The following is a 16,300-nucleotide window of genomic DNA, read 5'->3' as shown; positions in this document are numbered from 1 at the left end:
GTGGCGTCTTCGGTGGGCGTCGGCTCTTCGGTGGCCGGCGTGGTGGCGTCTTCGGTGGGCGTCGGCTCTTCGGTAGCCGGCGTGGGTTCCGTCACCGTCGGCGACGGGTTGGTCTCGTCCGTGGCGAACGCGACCGGCGCGGACAGCAGCGCGATCGGCGCTATGACAGCTGTCGTGGCCGCGGCGGCCAGTGCACGGCGAAGCTTCATGAAGACCTCGAAAGTCCGGAGTGCTGCGACCTCGCAACACGCGAATGGCAGGGAGGCCTCCGCGTGTGGGGCGCGGGTGTGGCCCGTGGTTCGCAGGGTTTGATCCGTGACTGCTGTGAATGGTTGTGCCTGCACTAACAGGTTTCTTATGTGGCCTGCATCACACCTGTGTGGTACCCGGGAGCCTCTGCTGGGCGGTCCGGAGCTGACGTACGCTCAGCCGGCGATCAGCCCACTGAGAGGAAGCGCACACCGCCGTGACCGATAAGCCGTCCGAGGGCTCGTCCATACCGGACGAGGAATGGGAGAAGTTCGTCCGGGACGCCGAACGCGACCGGGCCTCCGCCGCCCCGAAGGAACCCTCCGCCCGCGCCCGCATGGTCACCGAACGCCTGCGCCAACAGGACGCCCGCGGGGAACTGCCCGCCGGCTGGCGCACCGGCCCCGCCTGGCAGGAGATGAACGGCCGGTCCCCGCGTCGACGCAAGGTGTGGAGCGCGCTCGGCGTCCTGCTCGCCGTCGCCGTGGCAGTGATCGCCCTCAAGCCGTCCGCCGCGCTGTCCTTGCTGCCCGGCGGCTCCGACGCCGAGGTGCCGTCGGCGTCACCGCTGGCGGCGGAGTCGACCCGGCCCAGCGGTGCGCCCGGTGACGCGGCAGGTCAGCCCACGAGGAAGCGGCCGTTCGCCGGCTCCCCGGCCGAGCGTTGGTCCGCGGGCGCGGACGCCATCGAGGTGCCGAAGGCCAAGGCGGTCAGCGGGGTTCCCGCCGCGCGGATCGAGGCGGCCCTGCGGCGTACGAAGGAGTTCCTCGTCGCCTCCAACCTCGACCGCGACGTGCTGTACGGCGCCGAGCCGAAGACGGCACTGGCGCTCCTCGACCCGCTGTCGAAGGAGTACGTCGCCCACCTGCGCGCGGGCCTGCACCGACCCACCGTCGAGAACGACCCCAAGTGGAACGTCACCCGCTTCGACCCGGACGAGATCGAGCTCGTCGGCGCCGAGGTGAAGGTGCGCGGCCGTATGACGGTCGAACCCGGTGAGGGCAACGGCGGAAGAGCGCTGATCCGGGCCGACTACACCTTCGTGTACCCGGTGGCCAGGGCCGCCGGCGGCGAGGAGGTCACGCGCACGATCGTCCGCCGGGCCGTCGAGGTGGAGGTCGTCGACCCCGTCAGGTACCAGGCGACGGAGGGCCGCATCTGGCTGCACGACCTCAGCAGCGAAATCGGCAACGACAGCTGCCGACAGGGTGACGGCTTCATCCATCCGAGGTTCCAGGCCGACCTGTACGCCAGCCCCGAGCCGTCCGGTGACGTGGTGGATCCGTACGACCGGAGCAGGGAGCTGGACGGGGCGGCGGGGGAGAAGGAAGGGACGAAGGAGTGCGGCACCGTCTCACGCACCTGACGGGCCTTCACGCGTCACGGTCCTTGGTAGGAACGGCATGAGAAGGGCCCCGCAGGCAGTAGCTGCGGGGCCCTTCTTCCGTCAGCACCGACGTCAGGGCAGCGTCGGTGCCTGAGGAGCGGCGCCGGGGGGTTGCGCCGCTGGTCAGGAGGGTCTCGGCCGATGGCGATGCGGTTGCCCATGGCGGGACCCGGTGGTTCCTCCGCATCGTGCTTGATGGATGCGGCCACCGCAACTGCTGTACTTCCGCCGGTCGGCCCCGGGCGTCCCCGGAGCCGACCCTCTTGGGTGACCGGGCTGCTGTCCCCTGCCGTCCGGTCACTTACCTGGAGCGAGGTCCCACGGCGTACGGCGTGATCCGTTCGCCTCATCGCTCCAGTGAGCCACGCGTGGTTCTTTCGGGCCCGCCCCTGGCTGGCACGGACACCGGTACCAACGAAGGGTTCCGGGAGGCGTCACGCTCCGTCCGGGTGAGAGGGGTGCCGAACTCAGATGCGACCGCGGCACAGTTCGAGCAGGGTCATGGCGAGGGACGTGCCCGGCTTGCCCAGCGCCTCGCTGTAGTGGTTGAGGACGTCCATCTCGCGGGAGAGGTTCACGCGCCGGCCGCCGGAATTGATCCGCGCCTCCTGGATGACGGCCGAGACGGCCATACGTTCGTGGATCAGCCCGATGATCCGGTCGTCCAGGGCGTCGATGCGTTCACGGGCACCGGTGATCACGTCCGCGGCCTCGGTGGTGCGGGCGCCGGTCACGTCGATGGCGGTCATTTCGGGGCTCCTCGTGGGCGGGGGCGGTGCCCCGGTACCGACAGGTCCCGGAAACGCCAGACGCCCCGGACCTTGTCGGCCCGGGGCGCCTGGGAAGTCGCTTGTCAGTTGCTCAAGCAGCACGACCATGGCAGCCGGCGGGCCGGGTGCCATAGGTAAAGACGAAGGTCGGGTGCGTGAGCATGGGGTCAGTATGCCGGGCCGGTCGGGGACGTCCAACCCGGTTCGCATCCTGAGACGGCAGGCAGCCCCGGGCGGCCGGGACCGCCCCCACGGCCACCCCGGTAGAATCGGCACCACAGACCCCAGCCCAGCCGCCGGAAGGCAACCCGTGTCACCAGCGACCCCCGCTGCCGCCGCCCCCGACACCGTCCTGGTCGTCGACTTCGGTGCGCAGTACGCCCAGCTCATCGCCCGCCGCGTCCGCGAGGCCCGGGTCTACAGCGAGATCGTGCCGAGCACCATGCCCGTCGCGGAGATGCTCGCCAAGAACCCGGCGGCGATCATCCTCTCCGGCGGCCCCTCGTCCGTGTACGAGGAGGGCGCCCCCAGCCTCGACCGCGCGCTCTTCGAGGCCGGCGTCCCCGTTTTCGGCATGTGCTACGGCTTCCAGCTGATGGCCCGGTCCCTCGGCGGCACCGTCGACAACACCGGCGCCCGCGAGTACGGCCGTACGGATCTCCACGTATCGAAGTCGTCCTCCACCCTCTTCGAGGGCACCCCCGCCGAGCAGGCCGTCTGGATGTCGCACGGCGACGCCTGCTCCGCCGCCCCCGAGGGCTTCTCCGTGACGGCCTCCACGGACGTCGTCCCGGTCGCCGCCTTCGAGAACGACGACAAGAAGCTGTACGGCGTCCAGTACCACCCCGAGGTCATGCACTCCACGCACGGTCAGCAGGTGCTGGAGCACTTCCTGTACCGGGGTGCGGGCCTGAAGCCGGACTGGACCACCGGCAATGTGATCGAGGAGCAGGTCGCGGCCATCCGTGAGCAGGTCGGCGACAGGCGCGCCATCTGCGGGCTGTCCGGCGGCGTGGACTCCGCCGTGGCGGCGGCGCTGGTCCAGAAGGCCATCGGCTCCCAGCTGACCTGCGTCTATGTCGACCACGGCCTGATGCGCAAGGGCGAGACCGAGCAGGTCGAGAAGGACTTCGTGGCCGCGACCGGCGTACAGCTGAAGGTCGTGGACGCGGAGGAGCGCTTCCTCACCGCTCTGAAGGGCGTCTCCGACCCCGAGGAGAAGCGGAAGATCATCGGCCGGGAGTTCATCCGGGTCTTCGAGCAGGCGCAGGCCGAGATCATCGCGGACGAGGGTCCGGCGGTGGAGTTCCTCGTCCAGGGCACTCTGTACCCCGATGTGGTCGAGTCCGGTGGCGGCACCGGTACCGCCAACATCAAGTCCCACCACAACGTGGGCGGCCTCCCCGAGGACCTCGAGTTCCAGCTGATCGAGCCGCTGCGCAAGCTGTTCAAGGACGAGGTCCGGATGGTCGGGCAGGAGCTCGGCCTGCCGGACGAGATCGTCCAGCGCCAGCCGTTCCCGGGCCCGGGCCTGGGCATCCGGATCGTCGGCGAGGTGACGAAGGAGCGTCTCGACCTGCTCCGCGAGGCCGACGCCATCGCCCGTGAGGAGCTCACGGCGGCCGGCCTCGACCGTGACATCTGGCAGTGCCCGGTGGTGCTGCTCGCCGACGTCCGCAGCGTGGGTGTGCAGGGTGACGGGCGGACGTACGGCCACCCGATCGTCCTGCGCCCGGTGTCCTCCGAGGACGCGATGACCGCCGACTGGTCGAGGCTGCCGTACGACGTCCTGGCGCGGATCTCGACCCGGATCACCAACGAGGTGAGCGACGTCAACCGTGTCGTCCTCGACGTGACGTCGAAGCCGCCGGGGACGATCGAGTGGGAGTAGGCGGCCCGTAGGCGATTCGGCCCTAGGTGCGCTTGATCGTGCGCAGGGGCCGGCCGGGCTGCCAGATCTGGACGACGAGGTACTTCTCGTCCTCGACGTAGGTCCTCACGACCTCCGTCAGCTCGGTACGGAAGAGGTGGAACGGCTCCGGCGGTTCCACCTCTTCGGTGTATGCGGCCTTCACCTGCGGATCCTCGACCTCGATCGCCCGCCCGGCGACGCGTACGTCGCCCCCGCCCATCGACTGCCCCTCGCCGGGGTTCGCCTGCAGCGCGAAGCGCGGGTCGCGGCGCAGGTCGAGGGCCTTGAGCGAGTCCGGCATCATGCCGAGCCACAGCTCGCCGTTCAGGAAACGGACCTCCAGGCCGGTGGTGCGCGGGGAGCCGTCCTTGCGGAGGGTGGCGAGGATGTGGTGGGTGAAGGCGCCGAAGCGTTCCTCCGTGGTGCGGGCGAGGTCCGGTTCCGCCTCGGTGAAGGTTGCCCAGTTCGCTGTCATACGGCGAGTGTCGCGCCGATACCCGACATCCGCTGTCTGGTTTCCAGGGCCTTCGGCGGCCGGATGCGACGGCCGGATGGGCGGGATCTTTACAGAACATCTCTGTTCTCCTGCGCTGACCGACGGTAACTTCCGCCCCGTAAGCCACCCAGTGCTGGAGGACACATGCACGGGACGCCCCTCGGGTCCACTCCGCCCCCGCCGCTGCCCACCGACCGGTTGCAGTTCGCGATGCCGCCGATGCACGAGTCAGTCGAGGACGAGCGCAGGCATCGCAAGGAACGGCTCGCGGGCGCGTTGCGCATCTTCGGGCGGCTCGGGTTCGAGGACGGGGTCTCGGGGCACATCACCGCGCGCGACCCCGAGTTCAGCGACTGCTTCTGGGTCAACCCGTTCGGGATGCCGTTCAAGCACGTCACCGTCAGCGACCTGGTGCTCGCCAACTCCGAGGGCCAGGTGATCGACGGCCGCTACCACGTCAACCAGGCCGCCTTCACCGTGCACTCCCAGGTCCACGCCGCCCGCCCCGACGTCGTCGCGGTCGCCCACTGCCACTCGGTGCACGGGCGCGCGCTCGCGGCACTGGGCGAACTGCTCGATCCGATCACCCAGGAAAGCTGCGCCTTCTACGAGGACCACGCGCTCTACGACGCGTACTCGGGGGTGGCCGTCGACGCGGTGGAGGGCCGCCGGATCGCGGGCGCGCTCGGTTCGCGCAAGGCCCTCGTCCTGCGCAACCACGGGCTGCTGACCGTCGGAGACTCGGTGGACGCGGCGGCCTGGTGGTTCCTGTCGATGGAACGGTCCTCCCAGGTGCAGCTGACGGCCCAGGCGGCGGGGCGTCCGGTCCTCATCGAGCACAAGCTGGCGGTGGCGACGCGGGAGCAACTGGGCGGGGACCTGGTGGCGTGGATCAACTACCAACCCTTGTGGCAGGACATCAGCCGGAGCGAGCCGGATCTGCTGAGTTGACGTGCGCACCCCGGAGTTCAGAAGCCCCGGAGGACCACGGCCTTCGTCATCGCGAACTCCTCGTCCGTGAGGATCCCGTCCCGGTGCAGTTCGCCCAGCTCCCGCAGCCTGCGCAGCAGTACGTCGTGGTGGTCGGCCGGGGGTGGGACGGACGCCGCCAGGTGGGGGCGGTCGGCGTGGTCGACGCCGGTGCGGGTGGACGGGTGCGGCAGGCGGGCGGTGACGGCGGTGGCGACCAGGGCGGTGAGCAGGTCACGGCGGGCGCTGCCCCACAGGTCCAGGGCGTACGGGTCCTTCTCCGGCGGCAGTTTGGAGAACACCGTCTCGCGGGTCACGAAGCGCAGGAAGCCGTCCTCGTAGCCGGAGTTGGGCAGCCACTCGACCTGGACGAGATCGCCGACGTTGATGATCCTGGGGCCGGTCGCCCGCTTGACCCGGTCGGAGGTGTCGGACCAGTCGATCCGCACCTCGGTGCCGTCGAAGGAGACCGTGCCGTCGGAGGAGCGGACGGAGACCGGGACCGGCGGGCCGGGCAGGAGGTAGGTCTTGGTCGCCTCCTTGGGGATCTGGTCCAGGAGCAGTGCGTGGCGGATCTCCTCGGCGACGTACTCGGCGACCCCGGCCCGATCGATGTCCACCGCCAGCCGGTAAGGATCCGCGGTGTCGGGCAGCCGGCCGCCCGTCGCCTGGAGCAGCGGGTCGGCGCCCTCGCGCAGCCGCATGCGCAGGCGTCCGCGTTTGCGTTCGGGTTCGAAGACGATGCTTGCCACGGCTTCGAGGGGTACGGCGATCTCTCCGTACGTCTGCCTCAGCAGGGGCACGGAGCGGTGGAGCCCCGGCGTGATCCGGACCGTTGTGCCGTCGAAGGCCCAGGTCCCGTCGCGCTGGATGATCTCGGCCATAAGGGAATTCTCGCAGGGGGGTCAACACGGGAGCCGCTCGTCACCCGCGCCGACCGGGCCTGCCGGGGGTGTGGGGCGGCGGACCTGCCGGGTGTCGGGCGGGTGATGTAGGGCACAATTCGCTGTCGTTGCACGGGAGTTGTCGGTGGTGCGGGTGCCTCGCCCGACGGGTGGCCGAAATCCGTGGTGGCCGGTATCTGAGACGGGCTGCCGATAGTGGGGCCGTGAGGCTATAAGGCCATGAGGCCATGAGGTGATTTGGTCATCGGACCACTGGCCATTCGGGCTACTGGTTGTTCGGGTCACTGGTCGTGCGGCCGGTGGGGCGTGAGGTCGTAGGGGAAGGCGGGCGTCGGGCGTGGCGGTGCAGGAGGCTGGGCAAGGCGGCTCGGGAGCGGGCGTGCACGGGGGTGGCTGTACCTGTGGGGACTGCCCGCACGGGGCGCGTGCGGGGCATCGGCGAGCGGTCGCCGAATTCCTGCTGAAGCGGGACGAGTTCGCGGCCGGGCAGGGACTTCCGGCTGCCGTGGCCCATTCGGCCTCGGCCTCCCGGCAGTGGGTCTCCGAGGAGCTGACACAGTCCGCGGAACTGGTCGCCGAGCGGGGCCGGGCCGAGAGCGAGGCGTGGCTGGCGCGACTGTGGCTTCGTACGGCGGGGGCGGTCTGGGCCCTGGTCGTGACGCTGCTTCTCGTACAGGCGCTCACGGCGATCGGGGCGGGGTGGACGTCGGCGCGTACGGCCGGGCTGCTGGCGGCGCTTGTGACCGCCGGGGCGCTCACCGCGGCGTCGTGGTTCCACCGGGCTCGGGGTGGGGCGCTGGCGCCGGTCATCGGCGAGGACAACCGGCTGTCCACGTCGCGTGCGGTCGCCGCGGCGTGGGTGCTGTTCGTGGCGTACGCCGTCCTCGTACTGGTGGGGCAGCTCGCTGCGGCGTCCGGGCACGAGGAGCGCGATGCGCTGATCGCCGGGCTCGACCTCGGGCGGGGCGCGGGCGTGGTGACCGTGCTCGCCGTGGTGTGTGCGATCGCGGTGCTGGTGCGGCGGGTGGTCGGGGTGCGGGTCCTCGGACAGCGGCTGCAGAAGGTGCGGGCGGATCGGCCCCGGGCGGCGGATCTGCTGACGGATGACGCGGGGCGGGGGACGTTCGCGGACATCCAGTACGTCGTGATCGGCGGGGTCGCGCTGCTGTTCGCGGCGGTGCGGTTGGCTCGGCGGCCGGATCAGTTGCCGGATCTGCCGTGGGGGTTGGCGGTGGTGGTGCTGATCTCCGCGGCGACGTACCTCGCCGGTAAGTACGCGGAAGGGGGTCGGCCGGTGATCCTCTCGGTGGTGCGGGCACGGGAGGCCGGGGACTTGGACGCGCCGATCCGTACGGGGGACGACGTCGAGATCCGGGGCGCCGGGTTTGTGCCGCCGGGTGCGCAGGGGGCGGACCGGTTGTCGCGGATGGTGGTGCGGGTCGGGGCGGTGCATGTGCGGGTGCCGTTGGTGCCGGTGGCCGGGGGGTTCAGCAATCCGACGGATGCGGTGCTGACGGTGCCGGTGCCTGCGGATGTGGAGCCGGGGCGGGTGGAGGTGCAGGTGGTTACTGCGGCGGGGGTGGAGACCAATCGGTACGTGATCGATGTGACTGATTGACGGGGCCTGGGCGGTTGAGTGCGTCTTGCCTCCGGCGGTTGGGCGGGGGTGCCTGCGGCGGCCTGTGCGGGTTGGGTGGGGGTGCGCGTAGCGCCTGCGGGTGTGTGGTGCTTCGGGGCCGCGTCGGGGGGTGCCCGTCCTCGGACCGGCGGCTGGACTTATGCCGGGAAGTGCCGCGTGTGGACGCCGGCCACTGCGGGCGGCCCCCCCCGACACGTCCCCTTGCCGCCGTGGGCGACCGCAGGCCCGTAGGGGTGCGTCCGGCACCAACGCCCGGGTACTGGAAACGCGCGGTACGTGGTGGAGACCCCGCTCGCCGGAGGGTTTCCTTCCGGCGGGGTGCGTCGGAAAATACGGGGGCGGTACTGGATTGAGCGGCGCAGCCACTGCGTACGTATCGTTTTTTGAGGGGTCACGGCACGGCGGGCGAGAGGCGGCTACGGGCGATGACTCACGGTATGCACACGGACACGCACCCCCCTTATCTCGACGGCGGCCGGGACTGGCGGGACAGCGCTGCCCGTTACGCACTCCTTCCGCTCCGCGTCTTCCTCGGCGTCACCTTCATCTACGCCGGCCTGGACAAACTCACCGACAGCGCCTTCCTGAAGGACTCCGGTTCGGGGTCGGTCGGCGACATGATGCGCGCCGTCCGTGACTCCGCGGCCATCCCGCAGATGGTCGACATGGCTCTGGAGAGCCCCGTCGGTTTCGGTTACGCGATTGCCTTCGGTGAACTGGCCGTCGGGATCGGCACACTCATCGGGCTGCTCGCCCGTCTGGCGGCACTCGGCGGTGCGCTCATCTCACTGAGCCTGTGGTTGACGGTGAGCTGGGCCTCCGATCCGTACTACTACGGCAATGACCTGCCCTATCTGATGGCCTGGCTGCCCCTCGTGCTTGCGGGCGCCCCCATGTTCTCCGTGGATGCCGCAATCCGTGCGCGGCGACGGCAGCGGTTGGGCGGCTACCGGTAGTTCCGGTCGGCGGGTTGGCGGGTCGGTCAGACGGTCAGTGGGGTGCCTTCGGTTGTGGGGACGGGGGTGTCGTGGTGGGGCCGTGGGCGTGGCGGCGTCTGCGTATGCCTCGGGTCACCGCCCCTGCGACGCCTGCCAGGAACAGGCCGCCCACGACGAGCGGAATCACCACGAACCACGGTGTCTCCCAGGCGTCGCCCGCGTCGCCGACATAGATGATGCCCGTGAGGGTCAGGAAGGTGCCGGCGACCAGCCTGCCGGGCTGGAACTCATGACGTAGCACGGGTCACCTCCGCCTGTCCCACGCCGACGCTGAGGTCGAGGTCCAGCGTGCCCGTCGCCTCGGTGCCCGCGGGTGGTGTCAGGGTCAGCTCCTTGTGCTTGCCCGGTGCCACGTCCACGTCCCGTTTGTCGTCGCCCGGCAACTGGATGTCTCCCACCCCTACGTCGATGCTCGCCTTCACGGTCACGTCCTTGGGGACGATCACCTTCAGCTGGCCCACGCCCACGTCGGCCCTGGTGGTCACGGTCTGGCCCTCGGCGAACTCCACGCGGGTCAGGTCCAGGGTGCCGACGCCGGTGCCCAGGTCGTACTGCGGTTGGACGTCGGCCACCGCCGCCGGCCGCCAGTTTCTTTCGATCCAGTGGGTGCTGATGTCCTTGGGCAGCGCCGCCGAGGCGGCCAGCAGGCCCGCCGTGATGATCGCCAGGAATATGGAGCCCGCTCCCGTGCGGCCCAGGAACGCGCTGACCGCTATGCCCAGGCCCAGGACGAGCAGCGCGCAGGCCAGGCCGGTCTGCAGGCTGGTACCGAGGGCGTGGTCCTCCCAGGTCGCGCCCATGCCCACGGCGCCCGCGAGCAGGGCCAGCAGGAACACCCAGCCACCGATCCAACGTGGGCCGCGCTGCTTCGGTGGACGGGGGCTTCTGGCACGTAGGTCCTGGCGGCTGTTCCAGCGGGTGCCGAGGCTGATGTTGACGGCCGCCTCGATGTCGCGGTCGCGGGAGTCGCGGGGGCCCCACAGATAGCCCGTGCCGCCCTCGTGGGTGCCGTCCTTGACGATGGGGTCGCGCCACCAGGAGGGGTAGGCGGTGGGGACCGGCGGTGCCTGGGCCTCCGGTGGCGCGTCGGCAACGGCCTGGGCGGCGAGCGGGTCGGGGTCGGGGGCGCCGCGGTGCCGGGACCAGTAGCCGGCGCCCGCGAGGAGGAGGGACACGACGACGGCGAAGGCCAGCACGCCGCCGTTGCTCAGCAGTGTCAGGAACACTCCGCAGCCGACCAGCGCGAACAGCACGGCCGTCAGTGCCTGGCCGTCCACGCGGCCGGTCAGCAGCTTGCGCACCTCGTTCTCGTCCTCGTCGTCGTACGGGACGAAGAGCCAGGCGAAGCCGTAGAAGATGAGGCCGATGCCGCCGGTCGCGGAGAGCACCGCGAGTGTGATCCGGAAGATCACCGGGTCCATGTCGCACCGCTGCCCGAGCCCTGCGCACACACCGGCCAGCATCTTGTGCCGTCGGTCGCGCCGGAACTTGTGCGGCGGTGCGAGTACGCCCGCTTCCGCCGACGCTTCTGTTTCCGCGCCCGCGTGTGCGCGCGGTTCCTCACCCGCGGCGCTCGCGGGTGCCGCGTCGGACGGGGTGCCCGCGGTGGGCACCGTGTCCGGCTCGGGCACGGAGTCCGCGGCGTGCTGGTGATCTGTCATGTGTCCATGGTGACGGGCGGGTCGGCGTGATGGGAGTCGGAATGACCCTGGTCGGACCCTGATATCCGCCCTGAGGCGGGGGCCGGGGAAGCGTTCGACGCGGCGGGCCTCGAAGATCAGGGGACTCTAGGGGGTCGACCCTGATGCCTCGCTGCTCCGACCGTGTGACCATCGATGGCATGCCGGAAGCCGCAGCAGCGCCACTCGTCGAACCGCGGCCGCCGCGCAAGCTCTACCGCAGCAGTGACGGACGCTGGCTCGGGGGCGTGGCGCGGGGGCTCGCCGGGCATCTCGGCCTGCCCGTCATCTGGGTGCGGCTCGTCTTCGTCGGCCTGTTCATGGCGGACGGCCTGGGCGCGCTGCTGTATGCCGCGTTCTGGTTCTTCGTGCCGCTCGGCGTCGGCGGTGTCGACGCACAGCGGCCGTCTCCCTTCGCCACCGAAACCGCCGCCGACGGCCGCCGCAGACTCGTCGCCCGCAAGCCGGACAAGGGGCAGATCGTCGCGCTGCTCCTCATGGTCGTCGTGGCGATGGTCTTCGTCGGCAGCGTTGATCTGGGCAACGGCGCCAAGGCCTACCTCCTGCCCGCCGTGCTCGTCGGTGCCGGCGTCGCCCTGGTCTGGCGGCAGGCGGACAATTCCCGCCGGGCCCGCTGGATGGAGGTCGGGCGGCGTCGGCGCACCCTTACTCTGCTGCGCGCCGCCGGCGGCGTCGTCCTGGTCACGGCCGGCGTCTCCGGCATCTTCGTCCTGCAGGGCTCCGCCGCCCACCTCGGCTCCGTCCTGCAGGCGGCCCTGGCGGTCCTCGTCGGTATAACGCTGCTCGCGGGCCCCTATCTGGTGCGGATGACCCAGGACCTCTCCGAGGAGCGCCTGATGCGCATCCGCGCCCAGGAGCGCGCCGAGGTCGCCGCGCATGTCCATGACTCGGTGCTGCACACCCTGACCCTGATACAGCGCAACGCGGAGAACGCGAACGAGGTCCGCCGTCTCGCCCGCGCCCAGGAGCGCGACCTGCGCACCTGGCTCTACAAACCCGAGGGCACCGGCAAGGACGAGGCCGACGAACCCATCGACCTCGCCGACGCGGTCCGGCGCAACGCCGCCGAGATCGAGGACAAGCACGGCGTCCCCATAGAGGTCGTGGTCGTCGGCGACTGCCCGCTCGACGAGAAGATCGCTGCCCAGATGCAGGCCGCGCGCGAGGCGATGGTGAACGCCGCGAAGTACGGTGGCGAGGGCGGCGCCGTGCAGGTCTACGCCGAGGTGGAGGGGAAGACCGTGTTCGTGTCCGTCCGGGACCGCGGTCCGGGCTTCGACCTCGATTCGATACCCGCCGACCGCATGGGCGTTAGAGAATCGATCATCGGCCGTATGGAGCGCAACGGCGGTACGGCCCGGCTCCGGGCGGTACCCGGCGGCGGCACGGAGGTCGAGCTGGAGATGGAGAGGGCGGAGAAGACGTCATGAGCGACCCGACCGAGGCGAACGAACCCGTGGAGTCGACCGGCGGGAGCGCGGGCGAGCGGCACGTGCGCGTGGTCCTCGTCGACGACCACCGCATGTTCCGTACGGGAGTCCAGGCCGAGATCGGCCGGACCGAGCAGACCGGCGTCGAGGTCGTCGGCGAGGCCGCGGACGTCGACCAGGCGGTCACGGTCATCACCGCGACCCGGCCCGAGGTCGTCCTCCTCGACGTGCACCTCCCGGGTGGCGGCGGCGTCGAAGTCCTGCGCCGCTGCGCCCCGTTGATGGCGGACGCCGAGCAGCCCGTCCGCTTCCTCGCGCTGTCCGTCTCGGACGCGGCGGAGGATGTGATCGGAGTGATCCGGGGCGGTGCGCGCGGGTACGTGACGAAGACGATCACCGGCACGGACCTGGTCGACTCCATCTTCCGGGTGCAGGAAGGCGACGCGGTGTTCTCGCCTCGCCTCGCCGGGTTCGTCCTGGACGCGTTCGCGTCGACGGACGCGCCGCCGGTCGACGAGGACCTCGACCGACTCACCCAGCGCGAGCGGGAGGTGCTGCGGCTGATCGCGCGAGGGTACGCGTACAAGGAGATCGCCAAGCAGCTGTTCATCTCCGTGAAGACGGTCGAGTCCCATGTCTCGGCGGTGCTGAGGAAGCTCCAGCTGTCCAACCGGCACGAGCTGACGCGGTGGGCGACGGCACGGCGTCTGGTCTGAGGCCCCAGGTCCTGGATCCCGGTCCCCGGTCCGGGGTCCCGGGTCTGGATCTCGCCCCCGCTCCCTCGCTCACACCACCCGCGTGGCCCCCGCGAACGGCATCTCGTCGAGCGGGGCCACCCGGACCGGTGCCGACGGATTGGGGGCGTGGATCATCTGGCCGTTGCCGATGTAGAGGCCCACATGGCTGATGCTGGAGTAGAAGAACACCAGGTCGCCCGGGAGCAGTTCGGAGCGGGAGACCCGGCGGCCCGCGTCGATCTGGGCGTAGGTGGTGCGGGGCAGGGAGAGGCCGGCCGAGCGGAAGGCGGCCTGGGTGAGGCCGGAGCAGTCGAAGGCGTCCGGGCCGGTCGCGCCCCAGACATAGGGGCTGCCGAGCTTGGAGTGGGCGTACGAAATGGCGGCTGCGGCCCGGGAGTTGGGGGCCTGCGCTGTGGCGGAGCCGGGCGCCAGAGCGTCGCGGGCGCCCGCCCAGGAGCGTGCGGCGCGGCCTGAGTCTCCCTGGAGCCGGGCGCGCTCCTCGGCGGTCAGCCGGGCGAGCAGGCTTCGGGCCGTGTCCAGCTTGCCGGTGATCGTGTCCTTGTGCCGACGCAGTTCGGCCTGACGGGACTTCAGTGAGGTCAGTTCGACGCGTGCGGCCCCGCGCAGCTGCTCGATCTCCCGTAGCTGCCGACGGACACCGGCGACGGACGTGGCCTGCCGGTTGCCGGCGCGTTCGGCGAACGCGGCTCCGTCGAGGTAGCGGTCGGGGTCGTTCGAGAGGGCGAGCTGAAGGGCCGGGTCGAGGCCGCCGTCGCGGTACTGTGCCGCGGCCATCGAACCCAGCGCCTCACGTGCCGAGTTGAGCTCCTCCGTCCTGCGCGCGGCCTCGTCCTGCAGAGTCCGGATCCGCCGCTCGGCCGTGTCCGCCTTCTCCTTCGCGCCGTTGTACTTCTCGGTGGCGACCTCCGCCTCCTGGTACAGCTTGTCCACCTTCGCCTTCACCTGCGCGGGTGTCAGCCGCGGTTCGGCGTGTCCGGTCCCGTTGAAGCCGGTCGCGCTCGCCGCGCCTGCCAGGGCGATCGTCCATGCCGTGCGGGCCGTGTTGCCGCCGACTGAGCGCTGACGGGGCTTTCGGTGCGCTGCCACGTGGACTGCACGTCCTTTCGTACGACCGCCTCGTCCTGCCACGTCCGCCGGGGCGGAGGGCCTATGACCGCCCCGGGAGAGCGGCGGACGTAAGAGCGCCTGGGGGAAGCGGACGTACGACCGCACCGGGGCGGGGTGCGCGTCCGGCGGCGGCCCACACAGGGGGAGCGGGCCGCCGCCGGACTTTCTCGGCGGTGGTGTCCGACTGCCGCCCCTGGCCCGGGCGGCGGTGGGGAGCCGGTCACCTGGTGGAGGACGCTAAACCTCTGTGTGTCGGGTCGGTAACGCGTTGTGCGGAAGTGCCGGGAGCGGACCGGGAGATGACCGTAAGTGACCGTGATCCCCGGATGCGAGCGTCTGGTTCACGCGGGGTGATGACCGAGTGGGCGGTTTCGGGGTTCGTGGCGGTGGTGGGGTGCTATGAGGCGCATATATGCAAGATCGAAAGTGGGGTGGGAGCGAGGGAGGGCGGGGAGTGCGAAGTGTGAGTGGGAGTGGGGCGGTGTCGGGTGGTTCTTCGGCGCTGATTAGGCTCCGGCCCCATGGACGTACTCATCCATCTCTTCGTCGGCCTGCACATCATCGGTATCGCCGCGCTGCTCGGCGGCTTCTTCACCCAGATGAAGGCGATGGGCCAGGGCACCGCCCGTTTCGTCCCCGCGATGCTGCACGGTGCGCTGACCATGCTGGTCACCGGGGTGATCCTCGTCGGGCTCAACCAGGCGGACGATCAGCCCGTCAACAACATCAAGATCGGCGTGAAGCTGGCGCTGCTGGTCGTGATCCTCGGGCTCGTGTACGTGAAGCGGGACGAGGAGCAGGTGGACAAGAGTCTGTTCGGCGTGGTGGGGCTGCTGACCACGGCGAACGTCTTTATCGCCGTGTTGTGGACGTGACCCTGCCGGACCAGGGGCCGGCGTAGGCCAGCACCGCGCCCGCGGCGACCGCCAGCCATGCCGCCACCGCGATCCACAGCAGGACCTCGCCGGGGGTCTCGAGCCACGGGACGTCCACGGCGGTCGCGACGGAGAGGGTCGCCGCCGCCGTCATGCCCATCGGGAACACGGTTGCCCAGCGGCGTACGTCGTAGTGCGGCCGGGGCCAGGCGATCTCGGCGATGAGCAGGACGGCGTACCAGGCCAGGTCGAGTACCAGGAGAGCGACGGTCACCGTGCGCAGGACGCCGCTGTCGTCGTTGTTCCAGAGGTAGAGCTCGGCGCTGTCGGCGGCGATGAGCTTCGATCCGGCGAGTGCGGAGATGGCGAGGGCGCCGCCCGCCACCCATTGGTCGCCGGCGCCGTGGGCCACTTGGCGTAGGTCGAAGCAGGTCAGGGCGACGACGTAGAGCACCAGGCCGAGCCAGAAGAGCGCGAGTGCCGCGTGGGCGAGCCATGCCGTGGTCTCGGTCGCGGCGAGTGTCGCCGCCAGGACGGCCAGGCCCTGTGTGGCCACGCAGCCGAGGAACACCGCGCCGGGCATACGGCGGTGCCAGTGGCGTACGACGGCGACGAGGAGGCCGGGCCACAGGAGGGCGGACAGGGCGAGGAGGGCCTTGGCGAGGGTGTGCCAGCCGAGGGTCGTGAAGCGGGTGCCCAGGACCGTCGTCGCGGCGATGGCGGTCAGCGCGGCCGGGGTGGCCGCCTCCTTCACCCATCTGGCGCGGTCCCACAGGAGCCGTGCGACGAAGTCTGCGGCGAGTGCGAGCCAGGCTGCGCAGGCGAGGGCCAGGGCGATTCGGGACAGCGTCTCATGGTGCGTCTGGTGGAGGGCCACCGAGAGGATGCCGGTGGCCATGACGGCTGCGCCGGCTGTGGGGGGACGTTGCGACCACCAGGTGTGGAGGGGGGATGTGGGGGTGGTCTTGGTGGTGGTGGCGGGCATGGGGCGATGCTAGGGAGCGGGGTGGGGGTTGCCGGTGGGGCACGCGCGCGTGGGGGCGAAATACGCGCGACTGCCTTCGGCGGTTGGGCGGGGATGCCTGCGGCGGCCTGTGCGGCCTCG

At 70.8% G+C, this 16,300-nt stretch carries 15 protein-coding genes and 1 pseudogene; 8 read left to right on the top strand and 8 right to left on the bottom strand.

All coding sequences use genetic code 11. The features are described 5' to 3' along the window. Positions 1-209: pseudogene (locus tag BLU79_RS48930) on the bottom strand (hypothetical protein); the annotation flags it as partial. 257 nt (positions 210-466) lie between these two features. Here BLU79_RS48930 and BLU79_RS09395 point away from each other — a divergent pair. Then, positions 467-1,615, top strand: a complete 1,149-nt coding sequence (locus tag BLU79_RS09395) for a hypothetical protein (protein WP_093905197.1) — start codon at positions 467-469, stop codon at positions 1,613-1,615. A 488-nt stretch (positions 1,616-2,103) separates the two neighbouring features. Here BLU79_RS09395 and BLU79_RS09390 read toward each other — a convergent pair whose 3' ends face one another. Then, entirely contained in the window at positions 2,104-2,385 is a 282-nt protein-coding gene (locus BLU79_RS09390) for a chorismate mutase (RefSeq protein WP_093905196.1), read from the bottom strand. 331 nt (positions 2,386-2,716) lie between these two features. Here BLU79_RS09390 and guaA point away from each other — a divergent pair, with 331 nt between their 5' ends. After that, positions 2,717-4,297, top strand: coding sequence for a glutamine-hydrolyzing GMP synthase (gene guaA, locus BLU79_RS09385; RefSeq protein ID WP_093905195.1), 1,581 nt, complete (start codon positions 2,717-2,719; stop codon positions 4,295-4,297). 22 nt (positions 4,298-4,319) lie between these two features. On the opposite strand, the gene BLU79_RS09380 is transcribed toward guaA, so the two are convergent. Further along, entirely contained in the window at positions 4,320-4,793 is a 474-nt protein-coding gene (locus BLU79_RS09380; RefSeq protein ID WP_093905194.1) for a pyridoxamine 5'-phosphate oxidase family protein, read from the bottom strand. Between the two features lie 165 nt (positions 4,794-4,958). Between BLU79_RS09380 and BLU79_RS09375 the strand changes: the two genes are divergently transcribed. After that, on the top strand, positions 4,959-5,765 hold the full coding sequence (locus BLU79_RS09375; RefSeq protein ID WP_093905193.1) for a class II aldolase/adducin family protein: 807 nt from the start codon (positions 4,959-4,961) through the stop codon (positions 5,763-5,765). 17 nt (positions 5,766-5,782) lie between these two features. Here BLU79_RS09375 and BLU79_RS09370 read toward each other — a convergent pair whose 3' ends face one another. Further along, positions 5,783-6,667, bottom strand: coding sequence for a DUF4429 domain-containing protein (locus tag BLU79_RS09370; RefSeq protein WP_093905192.1), 885 nt, complete (start codon positions 6,665-6,667; stop codon positions 5,783-5,785). 358 nt (positions 6,668-7,025) lie between these two features. Between BLU79_RS09370 and BLU79_RS09365 the strand changes: the two genes are divergently transcribed. After that, the gene (locus BLU79_RS09365) at positions 7,026-8,306 is read left to right on the top strand and encodes a hypothetical protein (protein WP_093905191.1); all 1,281 of its coding nucleotides are present in this window, start codon (positions 7,026-7,028) and stop codon (positions 8,304-8,306) included. Positions 8,307-8,752: 446 nt separating this feature from the next. Further along, positions 8,753-9,283: a DoxX family protein gene (locus BLU79_RS09360; protein WP_093905190.1), complete on the top strand. Its 531-nt coding sequence runs from the start codon at positions 8,753-8,755 to the stop codon at positions 9,281-9,283. 34 nt (positions 9,284-9,317) lie between these two features. Here the strand turns inward: BLU79_RS09360 and BLU79_RS09355 are convergent, their stop codons facing one another. Both BLU79_RS09355 and BLU79_RS09350 read right to left on the bottom strand, forming a co-directional pair. After that, the gene (locus tag BLU79_RS09355) at positions 9,318-9,566 is read right to left on the bottom strand and encodes a hypothetical protein (protein WP_093905189.1); all 249 of its coding nucleotides are present in this window, start codon (positions 9,564-9,566) and stop codon (positions 9,318-9,320) included. Beyond that, positions 9,553-10,986 (bottom strand): PspC domain-containing protein, encoded by a 1,434-nt coding sequence (locus BLU79_RS09350; protein WP_093905188.1) that lies wholly within the window; start codon positions 10,984-10,986, stop codon positions 9,553-9,555. Before BLU79_RS09350 ends, BLU79_RS09355 begins: the two co-directional genes overlap by 14 nt. A 179-nt stretch (positions 10,987-11,165) precedes the next feature. Here BLU79_RS09350 and BLU79_RS09345 point away from each other — a divergent pair, with 179 nt between their 5' ends. Together BLU79_RS09345 and BLU79_RS09340 are read left to right on the top strand one after the other, a co-directional pair. Then, entirely contained in the window at positions 11,166-12,455 is a 1,290-nt protein-coding gene (locus BLU79_RS09345) for an ATP-binding protein (protein WP_093905504.1), read from the top strand. Further along, complete coding sequence (locus tag BLU79_RS09340; RefSeq protein WP_093905187.1) at positions 12,452-13,171, top strand: LuxR C-terminal-related transcriptional regulator; 720 nt, start codon at positions 12,452-12,454, stop codon at positions 13,169-13,171. The genes BLU79_RS09345 and BLU79_RS09340 overlap by 4 nt, the downstream gene beginning before the upstream one ends. Before the next feature lie 69 nt (positions 13,172-13,240). On the opposite strand, the gene BLU79_RS09335 is transcribed toward BLU79_RS09340, so the two are convergent. Beyond that, on the bottom strand, positions 13,241-14,299 hold the full coding sequence (locus BLU79_RS09335; RefSeq protein WP_093905186.1) for a C40 family peptidase: 1,059 nt from the start codon (positions 14,297-14,299) through the stop codon (positions 13,241-13,243). Positions 14,300-14,841: 542 nt separating this feature from the next. On the opposite strand from BLU79_RS09335, the gene BLU79_RS09330 reads away from it, so the two are divergent. After that, positions 14,842-15,195, top strand: a complete 354-nt coding sequence (locus BLU79_RS09330) for a hypothetical protein (RefSeq protein ID WP_093905185.1) — start codon at positions 14,842-14,844, stop codon at positions 15,193-15,195. On the opposite strand, the gene BLU79_RS09325 is transcribed toward BLU79_RS09330, so the two are convergent. Next, complete coding sequence (locus tag BLU79_RS09325; protein WP_093905184.1) at positions 15,173-16,180, bottom strand: tellurite resistance/C4-dicarboxylate transporter family protein; 1,008 nt, start codon at positions 16,178-16,180, stop codon at positions 15,173-15,175. The genes BLU79_RS09330 and BLU79_RS09325 overlap by 23 nt on opposite strands. Between the last annotated feature and the right edge of the window lie 120 nt (positions 16,181-16,300).

The sequence above is a fragment of the Streptomyces sp. cf386 genome, from assembly GCF_900103585.1.
In the GTDB taxonomy this organism is placed as follows: domain Bacteria; phylum Actinomycetota; class Actinomycetes; order Streptomycetales; family Streptomycetaceae; genus Streptomyces.
This window is presented reverse-complemented; position numbering and strand designations above follow the sequence as displayed.